Source organism: Chryseobacterium sp. SIMBA_029, from assembly GCF_046535275.1.
In the GTDB taxonomy this organism is placed as follows: Bacteria; Bacteroidota; Bacteroidia; order Flavobacteriales; family Weeksellaceae; genus Chryseobacterium.
This window is the reverse complement of the sequence record NZ_JAWRXA010000006.1, coordinates 23944-50788: the sequence shown is the minus strand read 5'-3', so window position 1 is coordinate 50788 and position 26845 is coordinate 23944. Positions and strand designations below refer to the sequence as shown.

The window sequence follows — 26845 nt, the reverse complement described above, 5'->3', positions numbered from 1 at the left end:
GAAGCGACGAAGCAATCTCATAAAAATACAGATCAGTACTTACTCCAATAAATCATACAAATCTTGTGATAAACCATACACGCTATTCATTTCTATTCTCTTTAATTTTGTAACAAACAGATTGGAAATGAACCCTTCACACAATATATCCCGTAAAACTTTTATTAAAAATTCAGCCTGGGCCATGGCAGGACTTACTTTAGTTCCTGATATCATCAGTGCAACACCGTTTTTTGATGACCCAAACCAATCAGCAGATGGGAAAAAGAGTTTTAAAAATGTCCGTTTGGAGACCGGGTTTATTTATGAAGAAGGAGAAGTGGTTTCAACCCAGACTGATTTGTTTTATCTCGAGACCGAAAACGGAAAAATAACGAAAGTTTCCGCAAATCTTCCTAACGCAAAAGCGATGGATGCCAAAGGAATGCTGATGCTTCCTGCGTTTAAGGATATGCATATTCATTTAGACAAAACATTCTATGGAGATCATTGGCAGGCCGTAAGAAAAAGAACAGGCGGAGTAAAAGGAATGATTGCCCTGGAACAGAAAATTCTTCCTGAAATGCTGAAAAACTCAACGTTGAAGGCGGAGAAAATGATTGAACTGCTTCAGTCAAAAGGAACCTCTTTTGCAAGAAGCCATGTGAATATTGAACCGACTTCAAAATTAGAATCCTTAAAAAATCTACAGAAAGCTTTAGATCATAAAAAGATAACTTTTGGAGCAGAACTGGTTGCTTTTCCGCAGCACGGAGTGTTCTATACAGATTCGGTTCCGTACCTGAAAGAGGCGGCGAAAATGGATATTGATTTCATTGGTGGGGTAGATCCTTATACCATCGATGGTGCTATCGAAAAAACAATCGATTTTACCGTTCAGTTAGCATTGGATCATCATAAAGGTATTGATATTCACCTGCATGAAAGTGGAGAATCTGGCCTGAAAACCGTAGAGTATTTAATTGATAAAGTCAATGAAAATCCAGCTTTAAAGGGAAAAACATATTTGAGTCATTGCTTTGTATTAGGAAAATTAGACAAGGCAAAACAGGAAGAAATGGCCGAGAAATTAGGAGGTGCACAGATCGGAATTGTATCAACAATCCCGTTTGGGAGCCTGATCATGCCGATTCCGACTTTATATAAGCATGGGGTGACCGTTCTCACAGGAAATGACAGTATTGTAGACCACTGGAATACATTCGGAAGCGGAAGTGTACTGCAGAAAGCCAATCTGATGGCCCAGATGTATGGCTATTCCACTGAATTTTTATTGTCAAGAAGTTTAAAACTGGCTACAGCCAATATACTGCCGCTGGATGATAAAGGAATTCAGCAGTGGCCAAAAACAGGAGACCAGGCTGATTTTGTATTCTTAAAAGCAAGCTGTTCTGCGGAGGCCGTTTCCAGAATTTCGGAGGTGGAATCATTAGTTCATCAGGGAAATATAGTTTTTTAAATAGAACCTCGGGAAATTTACTTATTTTAGAGAGTAAATTAACAGAGTGAGCCATCAGCCAGATTATTTTCCAGTGTTAGGAATTCATGAATTCAGTGAAAATCATTCGCTGGGATGTCATCTGGTATTTAACGAGCTGCATGGAGAACGTTCTATTGATGAACCTCACAAGCACGATTTTTTCATCATTAATCTTTTCGAAAAGGGTAGAGGGATCCACACTATTGACTTTATCGAACATAAAGTGGACGATCATCAGATCCATCTTGTTTTTCCTGATCAGGTGCATCAATGGGTCATTGAAAAAGAAACAATAGGCTATCAGCTGATGATCAGCCGGGGATGGTTTGAGAGCTTTCTTCCGGCCTTACGGTTTTCTGCTTCGTATTATCAGAACCATCCAGTTATTGGTGTTTCAGAAGTAGTGTTTCAATCTCTTTTGTATGAATTTCAAGCAATTCAAAAAGAGGTTACTTCAGAAACTCCCTTTTGGGAATTGATCCGGAAACGAAGTGAGTTAATTGGTTTGTTAGTGAGTAAATCCGTGGAAGGTACTTTCAAAGACTTTGAAAATTATACTTCAAATCCTATTATTACTAAATTTTTAAATTTAATTTCTATTCATTTTAAAACAGAACGTTCGGTTTCTTTCTATGCAGAAAAACTGAATATTTCTGCCAATTATCTGAATATTGTCTGCCGGAAAAATTTAAATGCTTCGGCTTCATCCCTCATTCAGGATCGGATTCTCCTGGAAGCAAAACGGCTGTTAAAAGTCTCTGAAATGTCGGTAAAAGATATTGTGTATGACCTCGGTTTTTACGATCACGCCAGCTTTTCAAAATTTTTCAAAATGCAGACCGGAATGACGCCATCGCAGTTCAAAGAATAATCTATACAAAACAAGACATAATTGATACCTCTTCTTCCGGAACAGGGAGTGTAATTTTGTAGGGTTAAAACTTAGACTATGCAGTTTCCCTATCAATTACCCGTCAAAAGAAAATATTCACTGAAAAATGTCCGTCTTGAAACGGGTTTTGAATATGATGATCGAGAGGTCATAAGAACTAAAACCGATGTATTCTGTATTGATATTGAAGATGGAAAAATCAAAGCAGTACATCCCAATGATCCAGCTGCAGATGTGGTGGATGGGAAAGGTTTTTTGATGCTTCCTGCATTCAAAGATATGCATGTCCATTTGGATAAAACGTTGTACGGGCTTCCGTGGCAGGCTCTTTCCCCGAAAAGAAAAACAGTGAAGGATATGATCACCTACGAGCAGGAAATTATTCCCGAACTTTTAAAAACGTCAGTGGAACGTGCAGAACAGCTGATCAGCCTGCTGCAGCATTATGGAACCCACTTTGCAAGAACGCATTTTAATATTGATCCTACTTCAGGTCTGAAATCACTCGAAAATTTAGAAAGGGCACTGGAGAATAAGAAAGATTCTTTTACCGCTGAACTTGTTGCTTTTCCACAGCATGGACTGTATTATACTGATTCAGTTCCTTTGATGAAAGAAGTAGCGGCATTTGAAAGTGTTGGTTTTATCGGTGGCCTGGATCCCTACAGTATTGACGGAAATATAGAAAAGGTAATGGATTTTACCGTACAACTCGCTTTGGACCATGATAAAGGAATTGATATTCATCTCCATGAATCAGGAGATTCCGGGATGAAAACCATTAATTATCTCATTGATAAAGCTGTTGAAAACCCGCGGCTTCAGGGAAAAACCTTTATAAGCCATGCTTTTGCGTTGGGTCATCTTTCTCCAAAAGAAACAGAACAGATTGCCGAAAAGTTAGCTGCCGGAAAAGTGGGAATCGCATCTTCAGTACCGTTCAGAGGAATGATCATGCCGATTCCTGTATTGAAAAAATATGGGGTAGAGGTAATCATAGGAAATGATAATGTGCAGGATTACTGGAGTACTTTCGGATCCGGAAATATGCTTCAGAAGGCACATTTAATTGCAGAGTTATACGGATATGAAACAGAATTTGAGCTTTCAAGAACCCTGGAATTTGCCACGCAGAACATTCTTCCATTAGATGATCAGGGAAATCAGCAGTGGCCCAAGGCAGGCGATGATGCATCGATTGTTTTAGTAGGTGCCAGCTGTTCTGCGGAAGCCGTGTCCAGAATGTCTGAAGTGAAAGCTTTGATGCATGATGGAAATCTCTTTTGGAAAGACTGAAATTTGAATCCTTAACCAGAATAATGTCAGGAAGTGTGAAGCTGGAAGAGAGGGTAGGATTAACGGTTCAATATAAGCTTCCAACCTCCTTCTTCCAGCTTCTGGCTCACCTCATAGTAAAACTCACGTAACTTATATTTTTTAATCCCTTGTTTTTTTGAACGGAAACCGCCCGGAAAATTTCCCGGGCGGTTTCTTGATTGTTATGAATAAAATTAGTTACTTCTTGTGATAAACCTTATAAATTAAAGTTGGTCCAGCCTGCATACCACGTATCATTAGCATCTTTTACCGCTCCTCTGAACGTTACTGGAGTAAACCAGCTCGTTAACTTAGTGTGTGTAAACAAACCACCTGTTAATAAAGGAGATCCTGCTGCAGGGGAGAAGTTAGGAGTTGTTCCTGCCGGAGCCCATGCATTCGTTAATTTTGCATCAGCAGAATACGTTAGAGTAGTATTCGCTCCAGTGTTGAACCAGGTTGTAAGATCTGCCAACGTATAGCTGGTTGGAGATGATGTAGAAGGTCCGAATTTTAAAGGAGTGGTGTTTCCTGCTAAAATATTATTCTGGAAAGCCATGCTTGAATTAACAATATTGGCATCGGTTGGTGCTCCTTTCGTTGCATCAATAAATAAACCGATTGGGAATCCTGTGAATACAGAGTTGAATACAGAAATTGATGAATTTCTTCTCACCTGTAACGCATGCTGAAACAGAGAGTTGATTGATCCTGCATTAGTACCCGTACTTGAAGAGTTGATTGGGCCGATGATCGTCATGTTTGAGAACGTAGCTGATGTTTTAGGAGTTAGCGTAGAACCGTTAGCATCATTATCAGATTCAAATGCATTAGAACCTGAAACGTCGGCAACCTGAGAGTCTCTTACCGCAATTCCAAACTGTATTTTTCCTGAGAATCCGTTATCTGTATCAAAATCATCATCAAGACCTTTGTAAGAGATAAGGTGAGAACAGTTTACCGTTCCTCCAAACCACTCAAAACTATCGTCATTAGCGTACGCTACTTCCACATAATCTACAGTCGTTCCGTTACCTACACCTCCGAATGTAATTCCATTGATTTCTTTGTCCGGTAGAAATGCATATCCGGCATATTCTACTCTTACATATTTTAATATACCACTATTGTCAGCAGCATTGGTTCCGCCATAAAGACCAAGACCTTCCGTATTGTTGATACCCCCTTCAATTTCTCCGATTCCGGCCTGCCCGTTGAAAGAAGCATTGGTAGGCGCCGCACCCAATATTACAAGACCTGCCCAGTCACCTCTTTTAGGACTTGGTTTCTCTGAAGTGAAGATAATCGGGTTGCTGGCAGTACCTTCTGCCATGATTTTACTTCCTCTGGTAATAATTAATGAACCGTTTTTGTCGGCTTCACCTACAATTTTAGTTCCCGGCTCGATCGTTAATGTAGCTCCGTTAGATACATACACTAATCCTCTTAACTTATAAGTTTTGTTAGCTTTAAGGGTAAGGTTGGAAGTGATCTTTCCTGAAAGAATAAGGTTTTCAGTTTCACCGTTTCCTGAGCCACCATTTTGAACGATGGTCTCACCATCTTCTTCTATATTTCTACATGCAGTAGTAGTTACTAAAGTACCTAGCATAAAAGAATATAAGACGAATTTTTTCATATTGTAAAGAGTTAAATTATTTATTAAATATTGATTGTATTAAAAACTATAGCCCAACGTTAAACTGATGTTAGTACCCGTTAATCTTTCTATAGCAAGTGCATCGGCACCATCGTATTTTTTATTACCGTTCAGATCATGATAGAACTTTGCACGGCGGTTTAAAATGTCTGAAACATTAAGTTTGATTTCTCCCTTGTTCTGCCAGATCTTTTTAGCAACCTGGAAATCAAGCAAAGGTCTTGGTGCTTCCCAGATTGGTGGAACCTGATCATTTCCTACATACAGAATTCTTCTTCCGATCATGTTGAAAAGTACAGTTGAAGTCCAGCCTGTTTTTTCAGCATCATACTGCATGCTTAAGTTGATTGTATAAGGAGACTGCCCCTGCATTGGCCGGTCAGTTTTTGTAGCTTCATCCGTTACTTTGTTTTTGATCAGGGCGAAATTTCCACCGAAAGTGAAGTTTTTAAGTACGCTCACAAAATCAAGTTTTTTTCTGAATTCAAGCTCAGCACCGTAAGCATCAGCTTTATCTACGTTCATGTAGTTAAACGTATTACTTGTTCCTACACCGGATTGATTAAAATATAATTCAATAGGATTTTTGAAATTCTTATAGAAACCTGCCACAGAAAGGATTTCCCCGTTTCTTGGGTACCATTCCCAACGAAGATCCGCATTCGTAATTTTCGTTCTCTGAATGAATTTATTACCGATCACTGTAGCTCCTAAATCAAAGTCGTAATAGGCCAGTGGAGAAACCTCTCTGAATTCCGGTCTTACTACCGTTTGTGAACCGGCAACACGGATATTCATGCTGTTATTTACCTTAAAAGTTAAATTAAGCGCAGGTAAAAAGTCTGTAACACGCGTGTTAACAAAACGATCGTCACTTCTTTTCGTACTTCCCACCAATTGATCAAAGTTTTCTACTCTTAATCCCCATACCGCTCTGAACCATGGTGTAAAATTGTTGTCCAATTGTAAATAACCTGCGTTAAGAATAGTATTGGCGATATATCTGTACTGGTTTCCTGCAATTTCGTCGAAAGTAAATTTGCCGCCTTCCGTTCCGAAATTTCCAGGATTGAAAATAGTTTCAAAAGGTTGGGAAAGTAACCCCTGGTTGTATCCTGCAAGTCTTACAGAGAAAGGTCTTGAATTGTAAATTCTGTCTTTTACCTGGAATAAATATCCTCCTTTTACCGTTTGTTTCTGTCCGAACATAGTAAAAGTCTTCGATAGATCCCCACCAGCGTTATATAAATAATCGCTCAGGGTAGAATAGAAAACACTTCCTGATTTTTGGGATAATCCGTTAGAGATCAAAGCAAGATAAGGGCTTCCTGTGATATCAGGATATTGATTATACTGAAGACGCTGTAATAATGGAATATACTGATCCAAGATACCAAAACTTCCGTACCAGTTCAGAGTAACACCTCCTAAAACATTAAGTTTATGCGTTCCGTTAAGTGTCGAATTATAGAACGTAGTTTCTTTAAATCCGATTTCTCTTGCCATGATATTCGTTCCGTTGATCGGATCAAATTCAAAATCTTTTCCTGTTCTGAAAGACATATGGTTCACCGTGTTATTGGTGATGATGTTTTTCAGGGATATTTTGTTGTCGCTGTTAAGTTTTAAAGTAAGATTCAGCAATCCACCCAAAATGACATCGTTGCTGTATTTTTCAGTGAAATAGTCAAAATTCGTATCAGCAAGCTGGTCATTAATGGTAAAGAAGCGGTTTTTAGATTCAGTTCTTTTTTTAGTGTTGCTGTAGTTAAGAACGGCGATAACACCTAAATCTTTTCCGAAAACCTTCGTATTGAAACCTCCGTCTACCTGTAAGCTTACATTTTCAGGATATCCGATACTGTTGTATCCCAATCCTTTTACATACTCCTTACCGATGTTGGTCTTATCATTCTCATTTAAAATACTGAAACTGTTTTTTGCAGGCATATTGCTCGGAAGCTTTCTGTATCCGTCATCGATTCCAAGAAAATCCCATTTTCCGCCCTGCTGCATGTGAAATTCGTGATTCATGGTGATGGAGTTTCCACCTACACCTACCTGAACATTGAAGAAATTTTTGTTGGGAATATCTTTAGTGTTTACCTGGATAAGTCCTCCAGCCCATTCACCGCTGTACTCAGGGATAAACGTTTTATTGATCACCAAAGTTTCAATAACGTTGGCCGGGAAAAGGTCAAAAGAAAAAGTCTTTCGGTCCGGTTCAGTACTTGAAAGCTGAATACCGTTCAGCATCGCCTGGTTATAACGGTCAGATAATCCTCTTACAACAATATACTTTCCATCAAACAAACTCACCCCGGAAACTCTTTTCAGTACTTCTCCAGTGTTTCTGTCAGGACTTCTCTTAATCGCTTCCACCCCAATCACCTGAGATACGACCCCGGAATTTTTCTGCAAACCGATAGTAGAAGCTATCGTTTCTTTTCTGGCATTGGATTTTATAACAACGCCCTCGATTTCTTTTGTGGACGGTTTACCCATAACAATATCAAGATGAGTTGTGTTGTCGCTTTTTACCGTAACTTCACTGATCTCTTTCCTGTTGTAGCCGTTGGACGTTACGGTGATAACATAGTTGGTTCCAGGTGACAGATTAATAGAGTAGTATCCGGAAATGTCAGTAGTTACTTCCTGATCATTCACTTTTACTTTTACACCTTCTATAGGATTATTGTCTTTCTCATCCAGTACCCTACCTTCCAAAACCTGACTTTGTGCAAAAGCATAGCCAGCAGAAAATAAGGCAAGTAGCATAATGCTCTTGTGGAGTTGTTTTTTCATTTTACTTTATCTTACTATATTCTTTCGACGCAAAGAAAGACAAGTTTAATGGGGTAAATGGTTTAGTTAAATTTAAATTTTCCTTAACTAAACATTAACAAAACGATATTATTGTTAACTTTATGTGAACGATAACAGATTTATTAATCTGTGCTTTAAAAATTATTAACTTTGACTCAGTAAAAATTGAAAATGAACCAAAAGAAAATCCTCTTAATAGACGATGAACTGGATATTTTAGAGATTCTGTCTTACAACTTGGAAAAGGAAGGCTACGACATCTATACAGCCACAAACGGTAACGAAGGTATTGATAAAGCCAAGGAAATTATCCCCGATCTTATCTTACTGGACGTGATGATGCCTGAAAAGGATGGTATAGAAACTTGTCAGGAACTTCGTAAAGTAAAAGAACTTCAAAAAACACTGATCGTTTTTCTATCAGCAAGAAGTGAAGAATTTTCTCAGTTAGCGGGTTTTCAGGCCGGAGCCAACGATTATATCGTTAAACTGATTAAACCGAAAATTCTTATTTCTAAAGTAAACGCTTTATTGCAGTTGACCTCTCAGGTTTCCGATAATGCCAAACTTATTGAAATCGGAGATCTTGTCATCGATAAAGACAATTTTAGAGTTTCTAAAAGCGGACAGCAGTTTTTGCTTCCTAAAAAAGAATTTGACTTGCTTTATCTTTTAGCTTCCAACACCGAAAAAGTGTTCAAAAGAGAGGAGATTTTAGAAAAAGTTTGGGGGAATGATGTGATTGTGGGAGAAAGAACCATTGATGTACACATCAGGAGATTAAGAGAAAAATTGGGAATCAACACCATTCAGACCTTAAAAGGAATAGGCTATAAACTCATAGTTTTATAGTTAAAAAAAACTAACTTTACCTATCAACCCATAAAAACGTTGTAAAATTGAAATTTTACAGACTTACCCTTATAGCCTCATGTCTTCTGACATTGGTCATGTTTCTGCTAGTGCTTATATTTGATTCACTAAAGGATATCTATGACCGGACCCCTTTCTTTAAAATAGGACTTATCATCTGTCTTATCGTTATTTTTGTAATCAATTATGTCGTGCTAGAGCTGCTTTTCAATTATTATGGGAAAAAGCAGGTTCGCGGACTTTCACAAATGCTGCCACAGGAGATCGTACAGAATCATGATGAGAATATTACCATCAGAGAATTAGGGGAAAGATTTTCCGATCTCAATCAGCAGCAGGTTACGGAGATTGATATTTTGAAGGAAATGGAAAGTTACCGTAAAGAATATATCGGCAACGTTTCCCATGAGCTGAAAACTCCTCTTTTTTCCATTCAGGGATATGTAGAGACTTTAAGGGATGGCGGAGTAGATAATCTTACCATCCGGGATAAATATTTGGAAAGAATAGACATCTCTGTAGAAAGATTAATTGCCATTGTTACCGATCTGGATATGATCAACAGGCTTGAAGCGGGAGAAATTAACCTTACTGTTTCAAGATTTGATGTCAACCTTCTCATCAAAGAAATTTTTGACCTGCTGGACCTTGAAGCGGAAAAGCACAACACCACTTTACAGATCCAGACGCTGCATCCTCAGATTTTTGTAGATGCAGATAAGCAGAAAGTATCCCAGGTTTTCATCAATCTTGTTTCCAATGCAATCCATTATGCCAACAGGCAGGAAGCAAAAGTAGTCGTAAAAACCAGTGTCCTTAAAAATAAGGTCCTGATTGAAGTGATCGACAACGGAATGGGAATAAAAAAAGAACTCCTGCCGAGAATTTTTGAAAGATTTTACCGGGTAGAGACCAGCAGAAGCAGACGAGAAGGTGGTTCTGGGCTGGGGCTGGCTATTGTAAAGCACATCCTTGAGGCTCATAACGAAAACATTACAGTAGAAAGTGTATACCTTGAGGGTACAAAGTTCAGTTTTATGCTGGAGAAAAGTAAATAATTCCGGCAAAATGTAAGAAAAAAAAATATTTTAAAAAATCCTGAAATATTTTTTTGTCACATGTCATTTATTATATATTTGCAGGAGAAATTTATCATAATAATCAAGGCAAAAAAGTAATTTAAAGACTGATATGGTTTACAAAATCCGCGTAATATTAGATGCGAAAGAAGATATTTTCCGTGATATCGAAGTTAAAGGGAAACAGACGCTATGGAACTTACATTTAGGAATTAAAAGTGCATTCAGCTTGCAGGGAGATGAGCTTTCAACTTTTAATTTATTGGAAGAAGATGGAACAATTGTAAAAAGTGTTCCGTTAGAGGATATGAGTGATGATGGTGATGGAGAAATTATGTCGGATGTTTATATAGATGAAGCTTTTGCAAAAGCAGGTGACAAAGCTCAGTTCCAATATGGTTTTCTTGACCTTTGGGAATTTTTCTGCGAACTTGTGGAAGTTATTGAAGAAACAAAAGGAGTGAACTATCCTATTACAGTCTACAGATTTGGAAATGTTCCTTTAAAAGCACCAAGCAAAAGCAATGGAGGAGGATCAAAAAAGAAATCAGCTATGCCTTTGATGGATGATGATTTCGGTTTTGAAGATGACTTCAGCAGCGCCAGCAGCTTTGAAGATGAAGATGACAGCTTCGATGATGAAGACGAAGATGACTATAATGATGATGTTTTCGACGATGAAGAAGATGATAACGACGAAAGATAATAAACAATACATACAGCCCCGGATATTCATTCGGGGCTTTTTTATTCTTTCACTAGAAAAACAATTCCTATTTTTGTCCAAAATAAACGAATGAGAAAATTAATTTTATTAGCCGTAATTGGTCTGGGAATTGTTTCTTGTACCACTCAAAATTTAAGAAATACTATGGATTTGCCGAAAGAATGGAAGCATACAACGAATATCTACGAAGTCAATATAAGACAATATACAAAAGAGGGAACCTTTAAAGCATTTGAAAAAGAAATGCCCCGCCTGAAAACAATGGGCGTGCGTACCCTTTGGTTTATGCCGATCACACCCATTGCCCAGCAAAATAAAAAAGGAAGTCTCGGAAGTCAGTATGCCGCTGCAGATTATACTTCCATCAATCCTGAATTCGGAACATTAAATGACTTCAAACATATGGTGAATGAAGCCCATAGATTAGGTTTTAAAGTGATTATCGACTGGGTCGCCAACCACACAGGCTGGGATCATATATGGACAAAAACACATCCCGAATTTTATCTGAAAGATCCTGATGGCAAATTTCATATAGCTTCCGGAATGGATGATATTATCGAACTGGATTATAAAAACCAGGACATGCGTAAGGCAATGATCGAAGCCATGAAATTCTGGGTAAAAGAAACCGATATCGATGGATTCAGATGTGATCTTGCCTCTTGGGTAGAAGTAGATTTTTGGCAACAGGCCCGTCCGGAAGTAGAAACCCTGAAACCTTTGTTCTGGTTAGGAGAATTTGACGAACTGGAAAGTCCTGAATACGGAAAAGTTTTCGATGCAAGCTACTCCTGGACCTGGATGCATAAGTCCAATGATTATTACAATAAAAATCTCCCTTTACAGGACCTGAAAGATCTTTTAATAAAATATTCCAATATCGGGGATGCATCAATGAGAGCCTGGTTTACTAGCAATCATGATGAAAATTCATGGAACGGTACCGAGTATGAAAAGTATGGAGTGATTACAAAACCGATGGCCGTATTTTCTGCGACATGGAATGGAATTCCATTGCTCTATTCAGGACAGGAACTTCCAAACATGAAAAGATTAGAGTTTTTTGAAAAAGACGTAATCAAATGGACCAATACCTACCAGAATGCCGATTTCTATAAAACGTTATTGAGTATAAAAGCGTCTAACCCTGCATTGCGTGGCGGAGATCCCAATGTATCAACTTATCTTTTGAATACGACGGCAAATGACAAGATTTTAGCCTATGTTAGAAAAAATGGTAAAAATGAAGTTCTGGTCGTTTTAAATATGTCAAAAGAACCGGTGGATTTCAGTATCGAAGACAACAATCTGTCCGGAAGTTTCAGGAATATATTTGATGCAACAAAAAGAAATTTCGACAGTGAAAAAAACTTTAACTTCAAAGTTTCAGACTATGCTGTATTTGAAAAATAAACCATAAGATTTTAAGAAAAGATCATACATTATAAAACGGGCTTTAGCCCGTTTTTCATATTTCATATCAATAAAACGGTAGCCAAGTAAAATGAATAAGGACAAAATAATCGATACCATAAGAACTAAAATCGCTGACAAAATTCAAACCTTTGAAAAGCTGATTGCTGAAACCCGTGCTTCTAACAACGAAACAAAAAGTTCGATGGGTGATAAATATGAAACCAGCCGTGAAATGGTTCAGCAGGAAATCAACAACCTTCAGAGACAGCTCAATGAAACCGTAAACCAACAGGCTTTAATTCAGAAAATAACCTCGGAATCTTCTCCTAAAGTCCAGAATGGAGCGTTGGTGAAAACCGATCGGGGATTATTTTATGTGGCTGCTTCCGTAGGGGAAATCAGTATTGATCAGCAAAAAATAATGACAGTCTCTGCAGAATCCCCATTGATAAAGGCGATGTTTGGCAAGAAAAAAGGCGATGTATTTACGATCAACACAGTCACTCAAACAATTGAAAACATTTGGTAATAAATGATCTTAAAATATTTTATTGATGTATTGTGGTTAAATGGTTGATAAAATTTAATAGAATATAATAATTGTTATGTAGGTAAAATTAATATATTTTGTTTTTATGATGGTATTTTTAAATAATTTAGTATTAATCGTTAAAAATTAAGAAAACTTTATTGTTAAAGTTTAAAATGACCCTTGATTTTGTCGTAAATTGAACTTGGTTATTTTAAAGAAAATCATATAAAATTTTATCAATATGGGAATTTTAGAAAACAAAGTCGCAGTAGTGACAGGTGCTGGTTCCGGAATCGGGCTGGCCATTGCGCTTACCTATGCAAAAGAAGGGGCAAAAGTGATTGTATCAGATATCAATGAAGAACATGGTGCACAGGCTGTGGAACAGATCAAATCATCAGGTGGAGAAGCTTCTTTTGTGAAGGCAGACACCTCAGATCCGGCACAAGTAGAAGCCTTAGTGAATTCAACAGTTGAAATATATGGAAGGCTGGATATTGCCTGTAACAATGCAGGAATCGGTGGCGAATCTGCCTTGACCGGGGATTACAGCTTGGATAGCTGGAAAAAAGTATTAAGTGTAAACCTGGATGGTGTATTTTACGGTTGTAAATACGAACTGCAGCAGATGGAAAAAAATGGAGGCGGAGTTATCGTTAATATGGCGTCCATCCACGGAACAGTGGCCGCCCCTATGTCTTCAGCATATACGACTGCAAAGCATGCCGTTGTAGGATTAACCAAAAATATAGGCGCCGAATATGGTCAGAAAAACATTCGTTGTAATGCTGTAGGTCCCGGATATATAGAAACACCGCTTTTAGAAAATATGAGTGGCGATCAAAAGGAATCTTTAATTGCAAAACATCCGATCGGACGTTTGGGAACTGCTCAGGAGGTGGCAGAACTGGTACTGTTCCTAAGCTCGGAAAAATCTTCATTCATGACAGGTGGTTATTACCTTGTTGATGGAGGGTATACCGCCGTTTAATATAAAATTTATGTGGTTACTATACAAAGCATTCATGAAAATGGATGCTTTTTTAATAGTTTTTTAGGTTAGTTTTTTCTAAATTTGAGCTCTCAAAATTGCCTTCAAAATGCAGAATTACCTAGACCTTTTACAACATATCATCGATAACGGAACAGATAAAACCGACAGAACCGGAACCGGAACCAGAAGTGTTTTCGGATATCAGCTCAGATATGACCTGTCAAAAGGATTTCCTATGGTAACTACCAAAAAGGTACACCTGAAATCTATTATTTACGAACTGCTTTGGTTTTTGAAAGGAGATACAAATATTAAGTATTTAACAGACAACGGCGTAAGCATCTGGAATGAATGGGCAGACGAAAACGGAGATTTAGGTCCGGTTTACGGTGCCCAGTGGAGAAGCTGGAACGGTGCAGACGGAAAAGTGGTAGATCAGATCTCAGAAGTAATTGATCAGATTAAGAAAAATCCTGATTCCAGACGATTGATTGTTTCTGCATGGAATGTAGCAGAGATTCCCAATATGGCATTGGCGCCTTGCCATGCTTTGTTTCAGTTTTATGTAGCAGACGGGAAACTGTCGCTTCAATTGTACCAGAGAAGTGCTGATGTTTTCCTGGGCGTTCCGTTTAATATTGCAAGCTATGCGCTGCTCCTAATGATGGTTGCACAGGTTTGTGACCTTGAAGTAGGAGATTACGTACACAGTTTTGGGGATGTTCATATTTACAATAACCATTTTGAACAGGTCAACAGACAGTTGGCAAGAGATCCTAGGCCACTTCCAACCATGAAGCTGAATCCTGAAGTAAAGGATATCTTTGGCTTCAGTTTTGAAGATTTTACATTAGAAAATTACGATCCACATCCTGGAATTAAAGCTCCTGTAGCCATCTGATGAATCGTATAAAAGTCATCATGATAGCGGTCGCTGCTATTTTTATGTACGGATGTAAAAAAGACAACAGCAAAGCCGAATCCATTAACCTTATAGAAGATCTCGATGTAACTAAGAACGCTGTTTTTGATACAGTCACAGTTCCTCAGCATATCACGAAAATTGTAAAAGATATTTCCGGTATTAATGTCTATGAAACCTCAGTTTTAGCCAAAGGTGTTACCGTTTCCGAGAATTTTGAAAATTTCAAAAAATTAAAAGAGATTGCTTCAGATGATGAGCTGGTCTCCCTTTTAAACAATGAAAATAAAGTAGTTGCTGTGTATGCAGCGATTGGGCTTTGGAAAAAAAACCCTGATCTTACCAATCAGATATTTCAGCAATTTTTACAGGTAAAAACCCAGATTCATACCCAGAATGGTTGTATTGTGGGTGATCAAAACCCTGCTGAACCTCTATACAGTCAATATATAAATGCTCTAGATGATAAAGACATCATACACGATGCCAGGCTGAAAAAGCTTGACAGTCTGATCATTTTCAGTCCGAATCCTTCGGAGAGCCTTTTAACGGAAGTTTTCAGATACAAACTATATCCGAAACAGTACAACAAACAGATTGAGAAGTTAGCTTTTACCAATCACAAGATTCCGGCCATCAATTATCTCAACCGTTGGTATAAAGGTGACTACACCAATCTTCTTCAGAAAGAATTCAGCTCAATGATTACCAATGATACCCTGATAGACATTAATAAGCAGAAAGCTTTAGCTTATTTATTATCTTTTAGAAATCCGGCTAATAAAAAAGTCATTCTTGATTATATTAAAAAAGATGCTCTTTGCGTAAAAGAACATGAAATTTTAATTGAACTAGAGAATAATGGAATTTTCCCAGGGCAGGATTATTAGTGATTTTTATTGATTCATGTAACAAAATCCCTATTTTTAGGACTTATTTTGAAAATTATTACCATGTTCAGAAAAATAGGAATCAGTATTTCCATTGCCGCTTTTAGTCTGGGATTTGCTCAGAATGTTGACAAACAAAAACTAGATAATTACTTCAATGCTTTGGATGAAAATCATAAAGTAATGGGCAGTTTTGCGATCGCTGATAAGGGAAAAGTAGTCTATACTCATGCTATTGGATTTTCTGATGCAGAAAGCCAAAAAAAGGCAGATGTCAATACCATTTATAGAATTGGATCTATCACAAAAACTTTTACCGCTGTTTTGATCATGAAAGCCGTAGAAGAAAAGAAACTGACTTTAGATACTCAATTAAGCAAGTTTTTTCCTACCATAAAAAATGCCGATAAAATAAAAATTGAATACCTGCTAAACCATAGAAGCGGAATTCACAGCTATACTGATGACAAGGAATATGCAAGCTACTACACCCAGCCCATTGCCAAGGAAAAATTAATTGAAATCATAGAGAAAGGTGGTTCGGACTTTGAACCAGATACTCAGTTTCAGTACAGCAATTCAAACTATACCATTCTTACTTATATTTTGGTAAAAGTGTATGGTAAAAAATATTCGGAGCTTATTGAAAAATATATTGCAAAACCTTTACAGTTACCATATACTCAGGTAGGCGGTAAAATTGATATTTCGAAAAACAATGCCTATTCATACGATTATAAAAACGGAAAATATATAAAAAGTCCTGAAACAGATATGTCAGTTCCCAGTGGTGCGGGATGTATTATTTCTACCCCTACAGAACTGATCACTTTTATGAATGGGTTAACTTCAGGTAAACTGGTTTCCAAAAAAAGTTTTGATGCGATGAGGCAATTCAAAGATCATTATGGTTTTGCACTGGTAGAAGTCCCTTTCGGAGAGAGAAAAGGATTTGGGCATACCGGAGGAATCGATGCATTTCGTTCCGTGCTTTACTATTTTCCTGACGGTGAAAAAACAATTGCAATGATCACCAATCAGTCTGATTTTGATAATAATCAAATGGCTATTGTAGCATTACAGGCAGCTTATGGGATGGATTTTCAGATACCGGACTTTAAGATAGTTGAAGTTTCAAATGCTGATCTTGAACCGTTGGCAGGGAATTATTCAAGTCCCACAGTTCCATTGAAAATCAATATTTTTATTAAAGATAAAAAATTAATGGCGCAGGCGTCAGGTCAGAGTGCATTTCCTTTAGAAGCAACTTCTAAAACAAGTTTTACATTTGATGCTGCAGGAATTACAATAGATTTTAATCCAGCGAAAAAAGAATTTGTGATTTCACAAGGCGGAACGAAAAATACATTCACAAAAGAATAATAACCATGTTGGACAGCTAAACAGGCTGCCGTAATAGATCCATGGCCACTACAATTATCAAGCTTAATCCTGAAGTGAAAGATATTTTTGCTTCAGGATTAAAGACTTTACGGTAGTAAATTACGATTCATATCCTGGAATTAAGGCTCCGGTAGCAATTTAGCTTTAGATTATATATTGCTGAAATCTTTTTTTATTACAGAATTTCTATTATTTTTGACCCCATCAGAAGCTGAGCTTCTACACAAATTTTGAAAAAATAGTATGAAAAAAATAATAAACAATAATTATCTGATATTTTTGAATATCTTAATTATTGTCTACAGCCTTTATATCTGTTTATCTGTTTTCAAAGAGAAAGCCGTACTCACAGATGATTTGGCTGGATTTTATGTATTGCCATCCGTTTCCGGATCCTATTTCAGCTTTATTTATTCTTTTCTTGATTCCCAAATAATGGCAGCCAGACCTGTATCAGGAGTGGTGACAGGGACATTAACTTTTCTTTCGAAGAATAATGAATCTGTTTATTTTATGGGGTTGCTCTTTTTCCCGCTTTCATTAATGGTGATATATTGGGTGGCCAGGAAAATGGTATCAAAAGAATTGGCCAGCCTTTTTACTTTATTGTATTTATGTTCTTCGATAGGAACAAGTATTCAGTTCTCTACAATTATGCTCAATTCAAATCTGGCAACGATCTTTTTTGCATTGAGTATTTATTATGTATATGTCCGGAAAAATATTTTCATAAGTTCATTATTTTTTATAGCATCCGTATTCAGCTATGAAATTTTTCTTCCATTAATACTCCTTAACCTGTTTCTTATTAAAGAAAATAAAAAAAGAATTTTATTTGCAGTTCTTACAGTAGGAATAATCGTTATTTTCAGAAAAGTTATTCAGCCAAATGTATTTGTGAATTCCTACCAAAGAGATGAAATAGGACGGGCCTTTGAATTGAAAAGAGTAATGTTTGTGGCTATGTGTACTGCGAAATTATTTTTCAGAGATTTTTTTGAAGGAATGTATAAAGCAGTATTGAATCTCAGAAAAATGAATGCCTTTGAAGTTATACTGTCATTATTAATATCATCAGCAGTGTATAAGCTATTTTGTAACTATGACTTTAAAAGCAAATTACAGGACTACAAAAATCTGACTATTATTTCCTTTATTTCCATATTGGCAGGACTGAGTATTTACCTTTTCTCTTCCTATATTCCTACACTTTTTGGATTTGAAAACCGAAACCTCGGTGCCATAAGACTTTTCTATACGTTATTTATCATTTCCGGAGTGATCTGTCTGTCCGTTAAGTTGAAATTGCACGGCAAAATGATCAGTGCTCTTCTGGCGGGGATTGCTTTACTTTTTGTCATTACCAACATCAGTGTGAAAAACTCATGGATGTACGCAAGTAAATTTAATAATGAATTATTCAGCAAACTGAATACAGCTCTTAAAGAAAACCATATTGAAACTGGAGATATCTGCTTAGATTATGATGTATTCAATGAGATTATAGCCAATCCGAATCTTACCTTCAGGGAACCACTTTTTTATAAAGACTGGGAAAGCCCTATGCTTTGTAAAATAAACGGTATTGATCCTCTGAAAATCCGTGTTCATAATGTGGAAACGAAAAAAGACTGTACAGTAATATTCCAATATAAAAACGGGAAAATGACCCGTACAAAATAGCAGATCATTTAAAAACATTCTGGTCTAAAAGCTTTAAACATACTTTCTTTAGCGATTGTTTCTGAAATAAGTTTTAAATTTGAAAGAAGAACCAATACCATTTTGATTCTGAAAAAGAAGAATTGAAAATATGGTTAAAAAATCAAATACTTATCACAGAAATACATTATGAAATATTTAAAAATAAACACCGCCGGAGCAACTGATCTTGAAGCATTGAAAAATGCAATTCTCCAAATGAAAGGAGTAGATTCTGTGGAAATCATTGACGAAGAAAACCCTGAAAGCGAACTGAAAAAAGCTTTTGCGAAAACAAAAGAACAGTTGAAGAAAGGAGACTATGAAACATTAGTGAATGATATTTTTGAAATCATCACAAAAAATAATTCTAAGAAATAATAAAAACTAGTACAAGAAAAGAATATTCTGGTACAGTTTTCTTGTATAACATATAATTCATAATAAATAAATGAAAAAGGCTGTTTTATCAATCGCTATACTGGGAATGTTCTTTTCCGCCAATGTATCAGCACAAACCGAAACTTCAGGGAGGGAAAAAGTTTACAGAGCCACCCATACCAAAGTAACGGAACTAAAACACACTAAGCTAAAAGTAAATTTCGATTATCAAAAGGAACAAATGAATGGGGAAGAATGGCTGACTGCCGCTCCTTTTTTCTATCCTACTAACGAATTGACACTTGATGCAAAGGGAATGTTGATTCATGAAGTAGCTTTGGATATTAACGGTAAAAAATCTTCTTTAAAATACGACTATAAAGATGATGTGCTGAAAATTATTCTGGATAAAACCTATCAGAAAAATCAGGATTATACAGTGTATATCAAATATACGTCTCGTCCGAGCGAAGTGAAACAACAGGGAAGTGCAGCAATTAATGATGCAAAAGGGTTGTATTTCATTAATGCTCAGGGAAATGACCCCGATAAACCTACCCAGATCTGGACACAGGGAGAAACGGAATCTTCTTCTGCATGGTTTCCGACTATTGATAAATCCAATCAAAAAACAACTCAGGAAATCTATATGACGGTTCCTGATAAATATGTGACGCTTTCCAACGGATTATTAAAAGATTCCCAAAAAGAAGCAAACGGGTTGAGAACTGATCACTGGGTGATGGATAAAAGACACTCAACATATCTTTTCTTCATGGGAGTGGGCGAGTACGCGATTGTAAAAGACAAATGGAGGAATATTCCTGTTGATTATTATATCGAAAAAGAATATGAGCCTTATGCAAAGCAGATCTACGGAAATACTCCGGAAATGATTGAGTTCTTCTCAAAAAAACTGGGTTACGATTATCCCTGGGCTAAATATGCACAGATCTCAGGAAGAGATTACGTGAGTGGTGCAATGGAAAATACAACAGCAACACTTCATGGAAGCGATATTTTACAAAAACCGGGACAATTAATCGACGAAAACACTTGGGAAGACACTATCGCTCACGAATTATTTCACCAATGGTTTGGAGATTTGGTAACGGCGGAAAGTTGGAGCAACCTTACGGTTAACGAATCTTTTGCCAACTACTCAGAATATCTTTGGAATGAATATAAGTATGGAAAAGATCAGGCAGACTACCATCAAATGAGGGATGTTAATCAATATCTTACGACGCCTGGGAACTTCGAGAAAAACTTAGTAAGATTCAATTATGATTCCCGTGAAGATGTGTTCGATTTGGTGACGTATCAAAAAGGAGGAGGAATTCTTCATATGTTGAGAAATTACTTAGGAGATGATGCTTTCTTTGCTGGATTAAATGATTATCTGAAAACATATGAATATCAGAACGGAGAGGCTCATCAATTGAGATTGTCTTTCGAAAAAGTTTCAGGAAAGGATTTAAATTGGTTTTTTAATCAATGGTATTTCGGAAATGGAAACCCGAAAATTAAATATTCTTACACTTTCGAACCTGTTAAAAAGCAGATTGCGGTGGTTATTGAGCAAAGCCAGGAACTACCATTTCAGTTTCCTTTGGCGATAGATGTTTATGACAACGGAAAGCCAAAAAGATACAATGTTTGGGTAAATGCAGAAGCAAAAAATACATTCAATTTTGATGTTTCTAAAAATGCAGATCTGGTCAATATCAATGCGGACGGAGTTTTATTGGCAGATATTACTGATATAAAAACGCCTGAGCAAAACTTAATGCAATTCCTGGGCTCAAAAGAATTCAAGAGTAAATACGAGGCATTAAATGGAATTAAAGGTCAGGTTGGGAAAAATCCTGCAGCAACAAAACTATTGGCAGCAGCGATAAAAGATCCTTTCTTTAGAATAAGAATTAAGGCTTTGAGCTTGATGGATTTATCAAATGCAGAACAATTTAAAGCGATGGGTGCCGATGTTGAAAAATTAGCTTCAAATGATCCAAAAACTTTGGTTCAGGCAGCGGCAATTTCAGCTTTGGCAAAAACTAAAGATAAAAAATATGTTCCGATTTTCGAAAAAGGAGTGAATGCCGTTTCAAATGCTGTAAAAGGAAATTCTGTAAGTGCAATCGTTGAAATTGATCCTTCCAGAGCAAATGTTTTAGCGGATAAAATTGATCTGGAAGGTGCTCCGGAAGATTTATTAAGTAAGTTGTTACCTATTATAGTTAAAAACAAAGTGACTTCTCAGATGTCAAATATTGCTCAGATTGCAGCATTTTATCCTTTCATCAAGTTCCAGAATCCGGAACTGGGAAAATCTGCAGAAGAAGGTTTCAACTGGATCATGAGTTCTGATAACCTGAAAGCAACAGAAAGTATTACAAAGATGGTGAGCCAGGCAAAAGGGCAAATGGGAGACAATCCACAAGTAAAAATGATGATCTCTCAAATGTTAAAAGATGGTCTTGCTAAGAAAATGGAAGTGTTGAAACAAAATCCACAAAACGCTGTAAGTATCAACAAGCAGATTGATGCGATTAATAAAGCGATAGAAGGTTTTAAATAAAATAGCTCAAATATTATTATTGCGAAACACACTGTTCATACGGTGTGTTTTGTTTTTATGAAGCTTCTAGTACTACATAATAAAAAACTAAAATTGATAAAACATTTTTGTTTAATGGCAGGAAGTCCGGAATGGGAAGTTATTAATTTCTTTTAAACAGAACTGCCTAACAGCTCCTTCCAGCCTTTCTCTTCCAGCTTCGAGTGCTCTTCATCTTAATTTTCTTACTCTTAACCCAAATTCAAGTTAGAAAAGCATTCCATCACAGGGGGTGCTTTTTATTTTTTGATGTTTTAATACCTTTTTTTGAAAAAATTCACTGTTAATTTTCTACATTTTGGGTAAAATTGGAAGTGTGGCTCCTTTATTTTTTTTTCTCATAATGTTTTTTTTCTGAATTTTATTTATCACTTAAACGGATATACAGAACCCCTCCATATTTTTTAAAAGTTCATAAAATTTTGATAAGAATCTTTTTATGAGAATCTTTTTTTTCTTTTTGATAGTAGTAATAGGTAATATCTTATTTTTCTATTAGTTTTTACGAATTTAATACTCTTGAATGTGTTGTATATCAATGATTTATATGTTGATAGTATTAATGTTTATTAACATATTTGTCTCTTGAATATATTAAAATTTGTTAATATGAATGTAAAATTACGAGTATTAAGCGCAGGGGTTCTGTTTTTTATCGGACAGACGGCCTGGGCACAAAAAACTAAGACCGATACGATCTCTGATTCAAAAGAAACTAAAATTGATGAGGTTATTCTTACAGGCTCTTACGGGATGAAAATTACTCCTGAACAATCCACCGGTTCATCATCAAAGGTTTCCGGGAATGTACTGGATAAACCATCTGCAATATCTATTGATAACGTCTTACAAGGTACTGTTCCGGGATTAATGACAACAGCAAGCTCAGGGCAGCCGGGTGCCTCGACCATTACATTGATTCGTGGGATTTCTTCTTTGACATCGGGTAATGATCCGCTGTATATTATTGATGGAGTTCCTGTACAGTCAGGAGATATTTCAGGAGCTTTAACATCACAAAATGCGCTGTCCCTGATAAATCCTGCTGATATTGAAGATGTACAGGTTTTAAAAGATGGTGTTGCCACTGCAATTTATGGTTCAAGAGGGGCTAACGGCGTGATTGTTATTACCACAAAAACCGGGAAAAAAGGAAAATCTAATTTTCAGTTTATAAGTGAGATAGGAGCTTCAAATGTTGCATTTGATAAATTGAAGATGCTTAATGCTCAGGAACATGTGAATTATTTAGGACAGGCATTATATAACAAATATCCGTCAACCGATCCTGTCAATGGTTTTTCAAATCTGCAAGAGGCAACGGATTATGCAAAAACGGATATATTGAACTGGGATGGTACTACGGATACCAACTGGAGAAAACTGACCAGAAGAAATTCTCCGATCACCAACAGGTATAACCTTAGTTATTCAGGAGGTTTTAAAGATTTTACATTATATGCATCCTTAGCCTACCTAAAACAGGAAGGATTGTCATATGATGCCGCTTTTGACAGGTATACAGGAACGATAAAAGCTAACTGGAAAGCAAGCGATAAATTGAATATTACTTTTGCGACAAATTTATCAAGAACTGTACAGACCGGACCAACAGATGCGTCGTCCTATTCGAATCCTATTTTCTCCGGAACATTGCTTTCTCCTACGCAAAACCCTTACCTGGCTGATGGTTCTTATAACCTGGACCTGGTATACTTAAATCCTCAGTTTAACCCTTTAGCTCTTACTCAGGCAAATCTTACAAAAGGAACCTTTGATAAGGTATTGACTTCAATAAATGTCGACTATAAAATTTTACCTTATCTAACGTTTAATTCCAATTTTGGAATCGATAATACTTCAGCAAATGAGTTCACATATTGGAATCCCGATTTTGGAGATGGATATGATCCGTCTAATTCTAATGGTAACGGGATCTATTTCAAATCGATGAGGAATTTCTTTACCTGGAACTGGTATAATTTCCTGAACTTTAACAAGACATTTAATGGACTGCATGATGTTTCTGCTTCTATCGGTATGGAATCTACGAAAAGAACGCTGGAATATAACACCTATACTAAAAGAGGGTTTCCTTCCGGAACAAGAATCCAGTATGCAGATGCAGCTGCCAATGTTACCGACGCAACAGGAAATACCGATGCCTGGACGCTTATAGGATATATTGCAAGAGCATCTTACACCTATAATAAATTTGCAACGATTACAGGTTCTGCCAGAAGAGATACTTATTCCGGGTACACAAAAGCCGGGAATTTCTTCGGGATCGGACTTAGCCTTGATTTAGGTAAAATGAATTTTCTGCCATCTTATATCAACATGCTGAAATTTAGAGCGAGTTATGGAGAGAACGGTAATCAGGCAGCAAGTCCGTATGCGAAATATCCACAGTATACACTGAATGGAAATTATCTTCAGACCAATGCCGGTTATATTCTGACCCCGGGAGCCCCGGATGGTTTGGTTTGGGAAAAATCTAAGAAAAGAAACATAGGATTAGACTTTTCACTAGGTAAAGGAAATTTCTACGGAAGCTTTGATGTTTATTCCAATATAAATCCTGATCAGGTATACGATGTTCCGATTTCTCCTTCTACAGGATTCAGCACAATCATTAAAAACCAGGCGGAAGTAAAATCTAATGGTTTTGAAGTGTCATTGGGGTATAGAACAAGCAGTGAATCATTTAGCTGGGATGTAAAAGCTAATTATTCTTATAACGATTCCAAAGTAACCTACATCAAAGGAGATCCTACTCCTACGACCATTCCTGGGTTAAAAGCATTCTTTCCCGGACATAATCCTACCGAATATTATACAAGATTATGGGCTGGGGTAGACCCTTCAAATGGTGATCCATTGTGGTATACGGATGATACAAGAACAGCAACCACTAATGATGTAAATAAAGCAAAATTATCCTTTACCGGTCAAAAAGCGCTGCCTACTCATATTGCCAGCTTGATCAATGAGTTTACTTATAAAGGATTTAAGTTATCATTCATGTTGAATTATCAGGGAGATTATTCAGTTTGGGACCGATGGGGATTTGTATATGAATCTGATGGACAATATCCTACGGTGAATACATCTACTGCAGCATTATATGACTCATGGAGTCCTAGCAATCCAAATGCTTCAATGCCTAAACAAGTATTTAACGGGAATAAGTCTTCAAATGCCAACTCTACAAGATATTTATATAAAGGAGATAATATCAGGCTAAGAAATGTAGAACTGGGATATACATTTAAAGGTTCAGTACTTAATGTAAAAGGACTCAGAGGGATTTACGCTTATGTAAGAGGGGTGAATTTATATACCTATGCATTTGATAAAAGACTCCGTTTTGATCCTGAAGCCAACTCAAATGCTTTCAGTTACACGGTGTCTAATTTAGGAGCATATGACATGACGCAACCTAATATGAGACAGTATGTTTTTGGAGTACAGGTTGATTTTTAATTATTTAAAATCTTAAAAAAATGAAAAAAATAAACATTATATTAATAGTATTAGTAGGAGCAACATTAAGTTCTTGTAAAAATGAATTTTCTGAAGAATTACCGCGTATAACACTTCCTTTGGATCAGGCCATCAGCAATGAAAAAATATTAAATACATCTGTAAATGGTTTGTATGGACTTTATCAGACGCAAACCAATGGTGATGCGTTGAATTCTTACGGAGCTATGCTTCCTACTTTACAGGAGTTACTTGGAGATAATGGTTTTGTGGGTATAGTAAATTCAAACAGATTCTCAACTACGAGGGATTCTAACCTTACCTTTTATACACAAAACAATGCTGATATTGCTACGCTGTGGTCCAGTTTGTATAAGATTATAGCCAATGCTAATTTCGTTATCAGCTATGAAGGAAAAATCCCTGATGATCCCAATACATCTGGAACCCCGGAAAATTTATTTGGTCAGGCATATGCGGTAAGAGCAATGGCGTATTCATCTTTAGTATCTTTGTTCAGTGATAATTTTAATGGTTCGAATCCGGATGTTGGAGTTCCGCTTCCTTTAGATTTTAAGCCGGGAACTAACCTGCCCAGAGCGAGTGTAAAACAGGTGTATGATCAGATCCTTTCTGATTTAACAAAAGCGGGTTCTTTAATAGGGACTGACAATGGTAATAAAAAGCTTAATGCTGTCGCTGTTGATCTGTTATTGTCAAGATATTATCTGGCCGTTAAAAACTATGCCCAGGCTAATACATATGCACAAAAAGTTCTGAATAACGCATCATATACTTTATTACCTTCTTCAGGTGTTGCTAATTTCTTTGGAGTAGACGGCGAAGGAAATGCCGAAACCATTTTCCAGATTGATTATAATGCTTTAGACTTACCCGGAGATAACGATGGAATTACGGCAACATGGTCTTCTGTAGGCAGATATAAACAGAATTTTGCTACTCAGACATTCTTTAATAAATTAGGAACTAGTGACGTCAGAAGAGGAACATGGTACAGAAATACAGGATACGTTCTGACTCTGAATGATAACCCTAAGCCGGTAGATGTCATGAAATACACCGTCACAGACAGAGACGTTGTTGTGATGAGAAAGACAGAAGCTGTTTTTAATCAGCTGGAAGCTTTGTATTACACAAATCCCGCGGATGCTCTTACGAAGTTAAATGCTTGGGTGAAAGGCTATAGAGATACTGGATACAGCTATTCAGGTTCAGGTACAGATCTGTTGAAAGAAATTCTAATGCAGAAAAACCTGGAAATGTTCCTGGAAGGTTTCAGATACAGTGATTTGAAAAGAAACGGAATTTCTTTTGTAAATCCTCAAACTCAGGTGGCACTTACGCCATCTAAAGTTCAGTTCAAAGCTTTGCCGCTTCCACAGGCTGAACTTAATACCAATACATTGATTTCACAATTTCCGGGATATTAACATAAGTATCCTGATAATTAAACTTGAAGCCCTGCCTGAGCAGGGCTTTTTTATTGATAATTATATAATGTGTATTTTTATTTTTATTAATTTTAAATAGAGAAAAACTTCATAGGACCTAATAATACTTTTCCCTTTATGTATTTTATATGTTTTTAATTTATCCATATTATGTGATAAATCATGTTTGT

Annotated in this window: 19 protein-coding genes; 17 read left to right on the top strand and 2 right to left on the bottom strand. The window is 36.7% G+C overall.

Going from position 1 to position 26845, the window contains the following annotated elements:
* Positions 1 to 127 precede the first annotated feature (127 nt).
* The 3 genes from SB679_RS12035 to SB679_RS12025 all read left to right on the top strand — a co-directional run bounded on the left by SB679_RS12035 (position 128) and on the right by SB679_RS12025 (position 3668).
* On the top strand, positions 128 to 1459 hold the full coding sequence (locus SB679_RS12035) for an amidohydrolase (protein ID WP_410702555.1): 1332 nt from the start codon (positions 128 to 130) through the stop codon (positions 1457 to 1459).
* Between the two features lie 46 nt (positions 1460 to 1505).
* Positions 1506 to 2351: an AraC family transcriptional regulator gene (locus SB679_RS12030; RefSeq protein ID WP_410702553.1), complete on the top strand. Its 846-nt coding sequence runs from the start codon at positions 1506 to 1508 to the stop codon at positions 2349 to 2351.
* Positions 2352 to 2429: 78 nt separating this feature from the next.
* Positions 2430 to 3668: an amidohydrolase gene (locus SB679_RS12025; protein WP_410702551.1), complete on the top strand. Its 1239-nt coding sequence runs from the start codon at positions 2430 to 2432 to the stop codon at positions 3666 to 3668.
* 238 nt (positions 3669 to 3906) lie between these two features.
* Here the strand turns inward: SB679_RS12025 and SB679_RS12020 are convergent, their stop codons facing one another.
* Together SB679_RS12020 and SB679_RS12015 are read right to left on the bottom strand one after the other, a co-directional pair.
* Positions 3907 to 5328, bottom strand: a complete 1422-nt coding sequence (locus SB679_RS12020; RefSeq protein WP_410702549.1) for a hypothetical protein — start codon at positions 5326 to 5328, stop codon at positions 3907 to 3909.
* A 39-nt stretch (positions 5329 to 5367) separates the two neighbouring features.
* Positions 5368 to 8154 carry a TonB-dependent receptor domain-containing protein gene (locus tag SB679_RS12015; protein ID WP_410702547.1) on the bottom strand — a complete coding sequence of 929 codons (2787 nt, stop codon included), beginning with the start codon at positions 8152 to 8154 and terminating at the stop codon, positions 5368 to 5370.
* Between the two features lie 192 nt (positions 8155 to 8346).
* On the opposite strand from SB679_RS12015, the gene SB679_RS12010 reads away from it, so the two are divergent.
* The 14 genes from SB679_RS12010 (at position 8347) to SB679_RS11945 (ending at position 26654) form a co-directional block, all read left to right on the top strand.
* Positions 8347 to 9027, top strand: a complete 681-nt coding sequence (locus tag SB679_RS12010) for a response regulator transcription factor (protein ID WP_034710154.1) — start codon at positions 8347 to 8349, stop codon at positions 9025 to 9027.
* 47 nt (positions 9028 to 9074) lie between these two features.
* Positions 9075 to 10106: a sensor histidine kinase gene (locus tag SB679_RS12005; RefSeq protein WP_410702545.1), complete on the top strand. Its 1032-nt coding sequence runs from the start codon at positions 9075 to 9077 to the stop codon at positions 10104 to 10106.
* A 133-nt stretch (positions 10107 to 10239) separates the two neighbouring features.
* On the top strand, positions 10240 to 10833 hold the full coding sequence (locus SB679_RS12000; RefSeq protein ID WP_410702543.1) for an IS1096 element passenger TnpR family protein: 594 nt from the start codon (positions 10240 to 10242) through the stop codon (positions 10831 to 10833).
* Between the two features lie 90 nt (positions 10834 to 10923).
* Positions 10924 to 12270, top strand: a complete 1347-nt coding sequence (locus tag SB679_RS11995) for an alpha-amylase family glycosyl hydrolase (protein WP_410702541.1) — start codon at positions 10924 to 10926, stop codon at positions 12268 to 12270.
* 91 nt (positions 12271 to 12361) lie between these two features.
* Positions 12362 to 12802 (top strand): hypothetical protein, encoded by a 441-nt coding sequence (locus SB679_RS11990; RefSeq protein ID WP_410702539.1) that lies wholly within the window; start codon positions 12362 to 12364, stop codon positions 12800 to 12802.
* Between the two features lie 244 nt (positions 12803 to 13046).
* Positions 13047 to 13796, top strand: coding sequence for an SDR family NAD(P)-dependent oxidoreductase (locus tag SB679_RS11985; RefSeq protein ID WP_410702537.1), 750 nt, complete (start codon positions 13047 to 13049; stop codon positions 13794 to 13796).
* A gap of 109 nt (positions 13797 to 13905) precedes the next feature.
* Entirely contained in the window at positions 13906 to 14700 is a 795-nt protein-coding gene (locus tag SB679_RS11980; RefSeq protein ID WP_317740755.1) for a thymidylate synthase, read from the top strand.
* A gap of 20 nt (positions 14701 to 14720) precedes the next feature.
* Positions 14721 to 15611 carry a hypothetical protein gene (locus SB679_RS11975; protein ID WP_410702536.1) on the top strand — a complete coding sequence of 297 codons (891 nt, stop codon included), beginning with the start codon at positions 14721 to 14723 and terminating at the stop codon, positions 15609 to 15611.
* Positions 15612 to 15674: 63 nt separating this feature from the next.
* Positions 15675 to 16994 (top strand): serine hydrolase domain-containing protein, encoded by a 1320-nt coding sequence (locus SB679_RS11970; protein WP_410702534.1) that lies wholly within the window; start codon positions 15675 to 15677, stop codon positions 16992 to 16994.
* 264 nt (positions 16995 to 17258) lie between these two features.
* Positions 17259 to 18698 (top strand): hypothetical protein, encoded by a 1440-nt coding sequence (locus SB679_RS11965; RefSeq protein ID WP_410702533.1) that lies wholly within the window; start codon positions 17259 to 17261, stop codon positions 18696 to 18698.
* A 168-nt stretch (positions 18699 to 18866) separates the two neighbouring features.
* Positions 18867 to 19097 carry a hypothetical protein gene (locus SB679_RS11960; RefSeq protein WP_034710316.1) on the top strand — a complete coding sequence of 77 codons (231 nt, stop codon included), beginning with the start codon at positions 18867 to 18869 and terminating at the stop codon, positions 19095 to 19097.
* A gap of 70 nt (positions 19098 to 19167) precedes the next feature.
* Positions 19168 to 21678, top strand: a complete 2511-nt coding sequence (locus SB679_RS11955; protein ID WP_410702532.1) for a M1 family metallopeptidase — start codon at positions 19168 to 19170, stop codon at positions 21676 to 21678.
* Positions 21679 to 22326: 648 nt separating this feature from the next.
* Positions 22327 to 25203 (top strand): SusC/RagA family TonB-linked outer membrane protein, encoded by a 2877-nt coding sequence (locus SB679_RS11950; RefSeq protein WP_410702531.1) that lies wholly within the window; start codon positions 22327 to 22329, stop codon positions 25201 to 25203.
* A 20-nt stretch (positions 25204 to 25223) separates the two neighbouring features.
* Positions 25224 to 26654, top strand: coding sequence for a RagB/SusD family nutrient uptake outer membrane protein (locus SB679_RS11945; RefSeq protein WP_410702530.1), 1431 nt, complete (start codon positions 25224 to 25226; stop codon positions 26652 to 26654).
* Positions 26655 to 26845: the final 191 nt, after the last annotated feature.